Below are 8,576 nucleotides of genomic sequence, written 5' to 3' on the forward strand. Positions count from 1 at the left end.
ATTATTTGAAGAAATATATTGGAAAAAGGATCATTAGCTTCCTCATTGTGCTGGTAGGCGTCAGCATTCTAAGTTTTTTGTTGATTGCTTGGTCCGGAAAAGATCCTGCAGAAATTATTGCACACCGAGGCGTATCCAATCCTACGCCGGAACAGATTGAGATGATTCGGGTGGAAATGGGATTGGATCAACCTCTCCCTGTGCGATATATTCAGTGGCTTTCCGGAATGTTTACAGGAGAACTTGGGACTTCTTTGACCACTCATCAACCGATTGTAAAGGATCTGCACAAGTATCTGGCTACGACCACATCTCTTGTAGGGATGGCCATTCTATGGATTATCGTGCTCACCGTTCCGATTAGTTTGCTCTGTGCCAGAAAGCGGAACCGCCTTTTCGATCAGGTTACCAGAGGCATTACTATCTGCGGTATTTGTGTGCCAACTTTCTGGCTGGGATTCCTTCTTCTACTGTTCTTTGCGATTCATCTGAAATGGTTCAGTGTCTTACCAAGTCCAGGTTGGAGGGGCTTTTTACTACCTTCATTTGCCCTGGCGGTTCCCAGTTCGTGTTCACTCATCCGAATTATGCGTTCCTCTCTTCTGGCTGAATTATCTTCTGATTATGTTCGGTTTGCAAAAGCCCGTGGACTATCTGCCAACAGAATTCTGGTATGCCACATTCTGCGAAATGCCTTACCGCCTGTTGTTACAATTTTCTTTCAGCAATTCGGCTTTCTAATTGCCGGAGGGGCGGTAATCGAAAGTGTTTTTTCAATCAAGGGAATCGGAACTTATCTGGTGGACAGTGTGATTGCAGCAGATACGATTGCAGTTTCTACCTGTATAGTCGTCATTGCAGCAATTTTTGTCGTCGCAAATTTCATGGCAGACATAATTAACCGTCTGCTTTGTCCATGGATGGTGAGGGAAGAAAATGATACATAAGCTACTCAAAAGGCCGCAGGCAATCATCGGTCTGTGCCTGATTGCTATTGTGATTGTAATTGCGATTGCAGCACCTGCTTTTTCGCCTCACGACCCTGAATTGGTGAATTTATCGCAAAAGTATGCTCAGCCTGACGCAGAATACCCTCTTGGAACAGATCAATTGGGCAGGTGTACCTTATCAAGGCTGCTGTATGGAGCCAGATATTCCATCGGAATCAGTTTACCTGTGCTGCTGATTTTGTCTGTGATTGGTCTGATTGTCGGTACTTTTAGCGCCTGTGCTGGAGAAAAAGCAGACCATTTCATTACTATACTCTGTGATGTGTTTATTGCTTTTCCTTCTCTTATCATTGCTATTGCTGTCATAGGAGTTCTGGGGAACGGACTCCAAAACATTGCCGTTTCTGTTGTGATAGCGACCTGGGCTTGGTTTGTTCGTATTGTCAGATCTTATTCCGTTCAAGAAATGGGTAAAGATTATATCCTGGCAGCCCGGATTTCTGGGTGCAATACAGGAAAGCTGGTCTTCAGACATCTGATTCCTAACATTCTGCCACAGTTTCTTGTGTATGTTTCCACTGGTGTCGCTTCTTCCATCATTATGGTTTCCAGCTTTGCTTTCCTCGGACTTGGCCTTCCCTCCGGCACACCGGAATGGGGTGCCATGTTAAATGATGCCAGGACAGCGCTTTACTCTCATCCGGAATTGCTAATCTATCCAGGCTTGTGCATCTTCGTAACGGCAGCAGGCTTCAATTTATTTGGAGAAGCACTCCGTGATATTCTGACGCCGGAGGAGGACAGCCTATGATGCCATCACTTATGATTGATCATTTAAGCATTAATCTTCGGTCAGGCACGGATAACTTGGTTTCTGAAATATCCTTTGCAATCAAAGAAGGAGAGTCTTTGATCTTGTTAGGCCAGTCAGGCAGCGGCAAAACAATGACCTGTAGTGCGGTGCTAAACTTATTGGACCCTAAAAAATTTAAGGTGTCGGGTTCCGTTTTCTTCGGCGAGACTGATCTTTTGAATTCGTCAGAAAAGCAGAGACGAGGAATATACGGAAACCAGATTGTCTATATCCCGCAAAATCCAATGACTGCATTGGACCCTTCTATGCGTATTGGCAGACAGATGGATGAAACGCTACGGCTTCATTCCGACAAATCCCGCCAGCAGCGTTACAACTATATTCTGCGGCTTCTGCATGATGTAGGCTTAGATGATCCTGACAGGGTATACAGAGCATACCCCCATATGCTTTCCGGAGGAATGCTTCAGCGTGTCATTATCGCAATGGCTATGATGCTTGATGCAAAATTCGTGCTTGCCGATGAGCCGACAACTGCTTTGGATGTGATTCACAGAAATGGAATCATAGATTTATTTTCGCAGATGAAAGCAAATGGAGTTGGGATTCTTATGGTAACTCATGATTTCGCAACAGCTCTTCAATTAGGTGGAAGCGTGTTGATGATGAAAGAAGGAAAAATTATAGAATCTGGTGAAGTTCAATCTGTCTTCGATCATACCACAGAACCTTACACAAGGTCGCTGATTGAAGCTTACTCCCTTTCCTGTGCTTTCACGAAAGGGGCGGAATCATGATTAAAGTCAACAACCTATCAAAAGAATTTCACGAACAAGGCACAAGCAACGAGCTTCTGGCCGTTGATCATGTAGATTTTACTATTCAGAATGGTTCATTTTGCGCTTTGGTAGGAGAAAGCGGATCTGGTAAAAGCACTTTGGCTCAGCTCATGTGCGGTCTTCTGGTTCCATCTTCTGGAGAGGTACTGTTTGAAGGAAAAAACATTTCCCTCTGCCGGGGCAAGCAAAAGCAGGTACTGCGATCTAAAATACAGCTGATTCTTCAGGATGGCAAGGGAGCAATGGACCCTCGCTTTACGGTATATCAAATCATTGCAGAGCCAATTCGCAATTTCAGAAAACTCAGCAAAAAGGAAGAAGAACGGGAAATCAATGATCTTCTTACCATGATGGAGCTTCCCGAAGAGATCAAGCTGCGAAAAGCTCATGAGCTATCCGGTGGACAACAAAAACGTGTATGTATTGCAAGAGCGTTAGCGGCTCAACCGGATGTGTTGATTTTTGATGAAGCAGTCAGTGGGCTGGATGTCCTGGTTCGTAAACATATTCTTGATTTGCTGAAGCGACTCCATCAGGAGCGAAAAATGACTTGCTTTTTCATTACCCATGACCTGGACGTTGCGCTATATCTTGCAGACCGTGTGATGGTGATGCGCTGCGGTAAGATTATCGAAGACCGTACATTTCACGGTTCGACAGACTGCTTTACACATCCGTATACCAAGCTTCTGCTGCATTCTATTGCTCCATATTTGGGTTAAACCATTCAATAAATACGTATACCCTGCTGAAAAGCATGATATAAAAATAAATAAAGGAGATTTTGTACATGAAACTGAAAAAACTTTTAGCTTTCGGACTCGCACTTGTGATGTGCCTTGCTATGGCTGCTTGCGGCACGAACCCTGACGAGAAAACCGATGCAGAGCCGGTCTCAATCACTGTCACCGAGAATTGGGACTTTTCTGTAGGCTTCTATCCTGTCATCACGCCTATGGTATCCAGCACTTATGGTGCCGGATTCTGGAGTCGTAATTTTTACAACACTCTGGTAAGCTACGATGATAACGGGAAGATCCAGGGCGAGTTGGCTGAAACCTGGGAAATCAGTGATGACGGCAAGACTTACGCCTTCCATCTGCGTGATGGTGTCAAATTTTCTGACGGTACTCCTCTGACTTCCGAGGCAGTAAAGATGACTCTTGAAGCAGTAGTAACCAATCTGGGTCCCCAGAATGGTGCCTTCGGTAAGCTCACTACTTTGTTTGACAAGCTGGAAACCCCGGATGAAAAAACCTTTGTAATGACTTTGAAGACCCCTTATTACGCTGCTCTTGACAATCTGACCATGGCGCTGCCTCTTGGTATTGTGAATCCCGCAGCCTTTGAAGGCGGCGTAGAAAAGGCTTACGAGAATTGCGTGAGTGCAACTATGGGTACTGGTCCCTATATGTTTGACCGGGTCGAGGGAGATACCTATACCTTTATCCGCAATCCCTACTACTGGGGCGAAGCTCCTGAAGTGGACGAGTTCAAAGTCAAAGTGATTCCTGATAATGCTGCAAAAATTCTTGCTCTGCGCAACGGCGAAATCGATGCAATTCTCGGCTCCAGCAGACTTAGCGCAGAAGGCTACACGGAAATTTCCCAGGATGCCGCTTTCGGTCATGCCATGGATGACAGCACCAACCAAACTCGTTATCTGGGTATGAACCTGAATAAGGCTCCCTTTAATGATCCTCTTGTAAGGGAAGCAGTATCCTACGCTGTTAATCAGCAGGAGTTGGAAACCTCTGTTTTCGATGGTCTGGAGACTGCTGCCGAAACCCTCTTTACGAATGAAAAGCCCAACTGCGGTGTGGAGGTTAAGACCTATCCTACCGACATGGAAAAGGCAAAGCAGCTCATGAAGGAAGCCGGCTATGAGGATACCAATGATGACGGTATCCTGGAGAAGGACGGAACTTCTCTCGCCATTCATTTCAACTATTCTCAGAGCCTTGCAAGTGTTGACAATGCAGTTCTTTCTATTGCAGCTTCTCTTAAAGAACTCGGCTTCGATGTTACTATTGATGCAGTAGACATGAACACCTGGTATGGAGCCTTGATGGCTGGCGAATATGATCTGACCTTCTACAATACTGCTGGCGGTTCCTTTGACCCTGCAACAGATATGAGCAATATGGCTCCTGGCGCTATGGGTGATCCGATCCTCTGCCAGTTCTCTGCTTTCTTTGAGAATCCTGAAATTTTCGCAGAATTGGACTCCACTTCTGATTCTCAGCGTGTGCAGGAAATCTATGGAATGATTCTGAATGGTATTGCAGATCAGAATCTTCTGGTGCCTGTAACCGGCACTCACGATCTGGCTCTGTGGAATACTGATAAGATAACTGGCTATGACTTCTACACAGATGCCAGCTACGTAGACATTGCATCTGTTCATGTGAAATAATGTCCAGCAGTGTGGCTGAGGCGGTTACAAAAGAAAGACTTCATTCTTCAGGAGAAGACTATCTAAAAGCCATATGGTAGATCACATTAGAAGATTGGGCGTTTTCCCAGCTAACTACGCATTAGATTTAGGCGAATTTATTGACAGCAACGGTAATTCGTATATAGACATTGTAGAGTTAAATCCCATATCATGTTCTATGTGCTATGTAAATAATAGCATCTATGCTGATGTGGTTCCTGAGATTGGCGAATGTCAGCGCCAACTAATGATGGGTGCTGAGTTTTGCTACGATGCCATCGCAAATCCAAAGAATTACGATATGCTGAGAATATCCAATAAGAGTTATACTTATACTTCGGATAACCAATACGCTCTTTTATAGTTTGCATATCATAGAGGGTTTTAGAGCAATTCTGGAAGTGACGCTTGTTTCTTTCTCTGTGTTAAATCTCCGATAGAGTGAGTCCTTCTGGGAGGTCCATCATGAACCTCCCCTGGGTCCAGCAAATGGGCGCAGTCCTCCCTTGGCGGAGGACTGCGCTTTTCTGCGGCCTTACTGCACGGAATACAGGTTGGATGTGCTGCTCCCATTGTCACGGTAGCGTGGGATCTTTTGCAGGTATCCATGTTGCTCCAGATCCGTCAATGCCCGTTTGACCGTGGAGCGGGACAAGCGCATGTCGGACGCAATCGTCTTGATTCCTGGCCAGCATTTTTCCTCGCTGTCTGCACGGTCACGCAGATACATATAAACTGCCCTCGCTCTGGAGGGCAGTTCGGTGTCGGCGTAAATTGTTCCGAAGTAACTCATAGATCCTCCTCGCCATAGGTTTTCATTTGCTTTCCGCCCCTGCGCCGAGGCTTATCTACAGCAGGCTCATGGGCAATGCCGCCGCGTCCAGAAACGGCATAGGCTCCACGCATATCCGCATTCTCCGCCTTGCTTGACTGCGGAAGATTTCGCTCCAGATCCTCACGGTTTGCATAAGCTACCGCACGATCTACCCGCTCCGGAACAATATAAGGCTCCTCGAAGGTGATACCCCATTCCAGAAAAAGCCGCAGGCGGGTACGCATGGGATGCTGTCCCGTCTTTTGGACAATAAAATTCCCCTTGGGAATAGACTTCAGCTCATCTGGCGTCAGCAGCGGACGTTCCATCATCTGCAGACTTTGGCTGGGATCGTTTTTCCCACGGCTCACCGATCCGGATAGGACAGTGCGGTTTCCGAGCGCCTTGGACAGCACCTCCGCCGTCTGGCTGTTGGGTGCGAAGCCGCCGAAGATGGTGTCCTGGCAGTTGTCCTGAATAATTTCGCTTCCTTCTTTTCCGTAGTTTTTTTCAAGCTGCGCTAAGGACTGAATGATCGGCACCAGCGCCAGGCGGCGGGAACGGCCGGCTGAGAACAGCGGAAGGACATCGAAGGGAGGCATAGTGCCGAACTCATCACAATACAGTACCACACGGTTTTGCAGCTTCCCTCCGTTTTCATCCGCCACAGCAAACAGTTCACGGCTCAGATTTTGAATCATCAAGCCCGCCATGAAGTTTTTGGTGGTGTCCTCCTCCGGAAGAATGAGAAAGATGGCAGACTTTTCAGAAGCAAACTTCTCTGCATCGATGGCGCTGTCGAAGCAAAGCACCTGCTCCAGTTCCGAGTCCGGAAATGCATTGAGACGAGAAAGTACCGTGGACATGACAGAGGCCATGGCCTGCTCCGCGCTGTTGAGTGCAGCACCCGCAAACCATCTGGCCTTGTGGTCAGGCGGCAGCTTGCCCATCAGAAGCTGGAAGTGACTCTTGCCCTTTACCTTGCTGGGTTCCAGCAGATCCTGCACCAGCTTGAAGACAGAGACGATGTGCCGGCGCTCCTGTGGATGCTCCTTATCCGGCGGCAGAAACTCCGCCAGTATCAGAATGACCGAAGTGAGCAACCCCTCCGCCGCATCATAGAAAAAGGCATTCTGTCCGCGGTTGCTGTCATCGCCATCGGGGTTGACAATGGTTTTGGCGAGAATCTTAGCGTACTTCTCCGCCTTAGCTCGAGCCGCCAAGTTTTTGGGATCTTTCCTTGCGATGTCCATGTAGCGGTTGACCAATGTCAGCAGGTTGTTGCCGTCTGAACGAGTGGGATTGCGCAGGTCGATAACAGATACATTGTAGCCGTAACAGTTTTTGGCAATCGCACCGAAATTGCGGGCCAGGTCACCCTTGCTGTCCAGCGCCAGCCAGCTCATGCCGGAGGCGCAGGCATATTCCAGATTGGGGTACAGGAAGAAAGCGGTCTTGCCAATGCCACTGGCGCCGATCATAAGGCAGTGAATGTCATCACTGTCTACCAGTGCGGTGAGTTCCTACATTTTCCCCTTACAGCCGAGAATCAACCCCTGCTCCGTGGGAAGGTTCTGCCCTCTGCGCCATTCTCTGACCTTGAAGGGCACATGGGCATAGGTCTGCTTGATTTCCTTGTCGGTGGCCCATCTGGCTGTACCGTGCTGCCCATCGCCCACAGTGCGGGATTTGATATTGCCAAGGGTATAGTGATGAGACATCATGGACAGCCCACCGATGACAAGGAACATTGTTGCTCCCGCTGCGATCAGGATCCAGATACTTGCGTTCAACATTTCACCTCATTTCATTCATAGCAAAGCCCTGAGCATTTTCCCCGCTCAGGGGCAGAACGTCATTCCAGTCTTTGTTTTCCGGGATCAGGCGCTCCACGGAATAGCGCATTTCCAACTGCTCCCGCATCCGGCGGCTGGCCTGATGACCGGCTTCATCATTATCAAGACAGAGCAGAATGGTATCGAGCTGCGGCACTTGTTCCAACATCTGCAATACCGGCTGAATGGATGTGCCGCAACAGGCTACAAATGGTCGCGGCCGATGGCGGCGAGGTCGGAAAAGTCGGTAATGACTGTGGCCTGCTGGCAGCAGAAGGTCAGGTTGATGAGATTCTTCAGCTCAAAAAGCTCCAGCCTGTGCGCCATCGCCTGAAACTGCGCGGCTTCGCCGGTGTCGAAGCTGTCCAGCCGTTTGGCGAGGTAATTCAGCTCCTCCACATTGACCGTGAGCATTTCCGTGCGCTTGAGGACGGTGTAGAAGCTATCAACTTCCTCCACCTTGCAGTCCGCCTTGACCGCGTCGCCGATCTCCAACGCCTCCAGCAGCTCCATGCAGTGCGCGTACTGGTCGCGGGGGATGGGGAACGGGATGGTCGCCACGCCGTATTCCGGGTGGCTGGGGTTACTGAGAACCGCTTGAATCATCATGTTTCATTCACTCCTTTTTCCAAATTCAAAACCGCATCTCCGTATTTGGCCATCAGTAGTGCGCCAGTGATCAGGTGGAACGCCTCATCTGTGACCAGTTCCGGAGACGCAAGGTCCGCAAGCGTAATATTGCAGCAGCCGATCGCAATGGCCTTCGCCGCCTGGTAGACGCTGTATAGATCCGGCTTGATTCCTCCGAGACGGACGCTTTGAAAGTCAAAACCGTCGTTCCCGCATTTCCAGACCATCCTGCGCCAAAGGCTCTCGTATGCCGTGAG

9 protein-coding genes and 2 pseudogenes are annotated in these 8,576 nt (G+C 48.6%); 6 read left to right on the forward strand and 5 right to left on the reverse strand.

The genetic code is table 11. The features are described 5' to 3' along the window. Window positions 1-5 precede the first annotated feature (5 nt). The 6 genes from LKD37_RS11845 (at window position 6) to LKD37_RS11870 (ending at window position 5,404) form a co-directional block, all read left to right on the forward strand. Window positions 6-947, forward strand: coding sequence for an ABC transporter permease (locus tag LKD37_RS11845; protein ID WP_009321742.1), 942 nt, complete (start codon window positions 6-8; stop codon window positions 945-947). Further along, a complete protein-coding gene (locus LKD37_RS11850; protein ID WP_105205055.1) occupies window positions 937-1,761 on the forward strand; it encodes an ABC transporter permease in 825 nt (274 codons plus the stop codon). The genes LKD37_RS11845 and LKD37_RS11850 overlap by 11 nt, the downstream gene beginning before the upstream one ends. Beyond that, window positions 1,758-2,561 carry an ABC transporter ATP-binding protein gene (locus tag LKD37_RS11855; RefSeq protein ID WP_302929406.1) on the forward strand — a complete coding sequence of 268 codons (804 nt, stop codon included), beginning with the start codon at window positions 1,758-1,760 and terminating at the stop codon, window positions 2,559-2,561. Before LKD37_RS11850 ends, LKD37_RS11855 begins: the two co-directional genes overlap by 4 nt. Then, window positions 2,558-3,325, forward strand: a complete 768-nt coding sequence (locus tag LKD37_RS11860; protein WP_098924535.1) for an ABC transporter ATP-binding protein — start codon at window positions 2,558-2,560, stop codon at window positions 3,323-3,325. The genes LKD37_RS11855 and LKD37_RS11860 overlap by 4 nt, the downstream gene beginning before the upstream one ends. A 68-nt stretch (window positions 3,326-3,393) precedes the next feature. Further along, the gene (locus LKD37_RS11865; RefSeq protein ID WP_302929407.1) at window positions 3,394-5,019 is read left to right on the forward strand and encodes an ABC transporter substrate-binding protein; all 1,626 of its coding nucleotides are present in this window, start codon (window positions 3,394-3,396) and stop codon (window positions 5,017-5,019) included. A gap of 73 nt (window positions 5,020-5,092) precedes the next feature. Next, window positions 5,093-5,404 carry a hypothetical protein gene (locus tag LKD37_RS11870; RefSeq protein ID WP_287900577.1) on the forward strand — a complete coding sequence of 104 codons (312 nt, stop codon included), beginning with the start codon at window positions 5,093-5,095 and terminating at the stop codon, window positions 5,402-5,404. Between the two features lie 171 nt (window positions 5,405-5,575). Here LKD37_RS11870 and LKD37_RS11875 read toward each other — a convergent pair whose 3' ends face one another. The 5 genes and pseudogenes from LKD37_RS11875 to LKD37_RS11895 all read right to left on the reverse strand — a co-directional run. Beyond that, window positions 5,576-5,833 carry a helix-turn-helix domain-containing protein gene (locus tag LKD37_RS11875; protein WP_302929408.1) on the reverse strand — a complete coding sequence of 86 codons (258 nt, stop codon included), beginning with the start codon at window positions 5,831-5,833 and terminating at the stop codon, window positions 5,576-5,578. Then, window positions 5,830-7,650: pseudogene (locus LKD37_RS11880) on the reverse strand (type IV secretory system conjugative DNA transfer family protein). Before LKD37_RS11880 ends, LKD37_RS11875 begins: the two are co-directional and overlap by 4 nt. A gap of 1 nt (window position 7,651) precedes the next feature. Then, on the reverse strand, window positions 7,652-7,858 hold the full coding sequence (locus tag LKD37_RS11885; protein WP_302929409.1) for a toprim domain-containing protein: 207 nt from the start codon (window positions 7,856-7,858) through the stop codon (window positions 7,652-7,654). A gap of 35 nt (window positions 7,859-7,893) precedes the next feature. After that, window positions 7,894-8,298: a hypothetical protein gene (locus tag LKD37_RS11890; RefSeq protein WP_302929410.1), complete on the reverse strand. Its 405-nt coding sequence runs from the start codon at window positions 8,296-8,298 to the stop codon at window positions 7,894-7,896. Continuing rightward, window positions 8,295-8,576: pseudogene (locus LKD37_RS11895) on the reverse strand (hypothetical protein); the annotation flags it as partial. The pseudogene LKD37_RS11895 and the gene LKD37_RS11890, both read right to left, overlap by 4 nt.

The sequence above is a fragment of the Brotocaccenecus cirricatena genome (assembly GCF_020687045.1).
Classification (GTDB): domain Bacteria; phylum Bacillota; class Clostridia; order Oscillospirales; family Oscillospiraceae; genus Vescimonas; species Vescimonas cirricatena.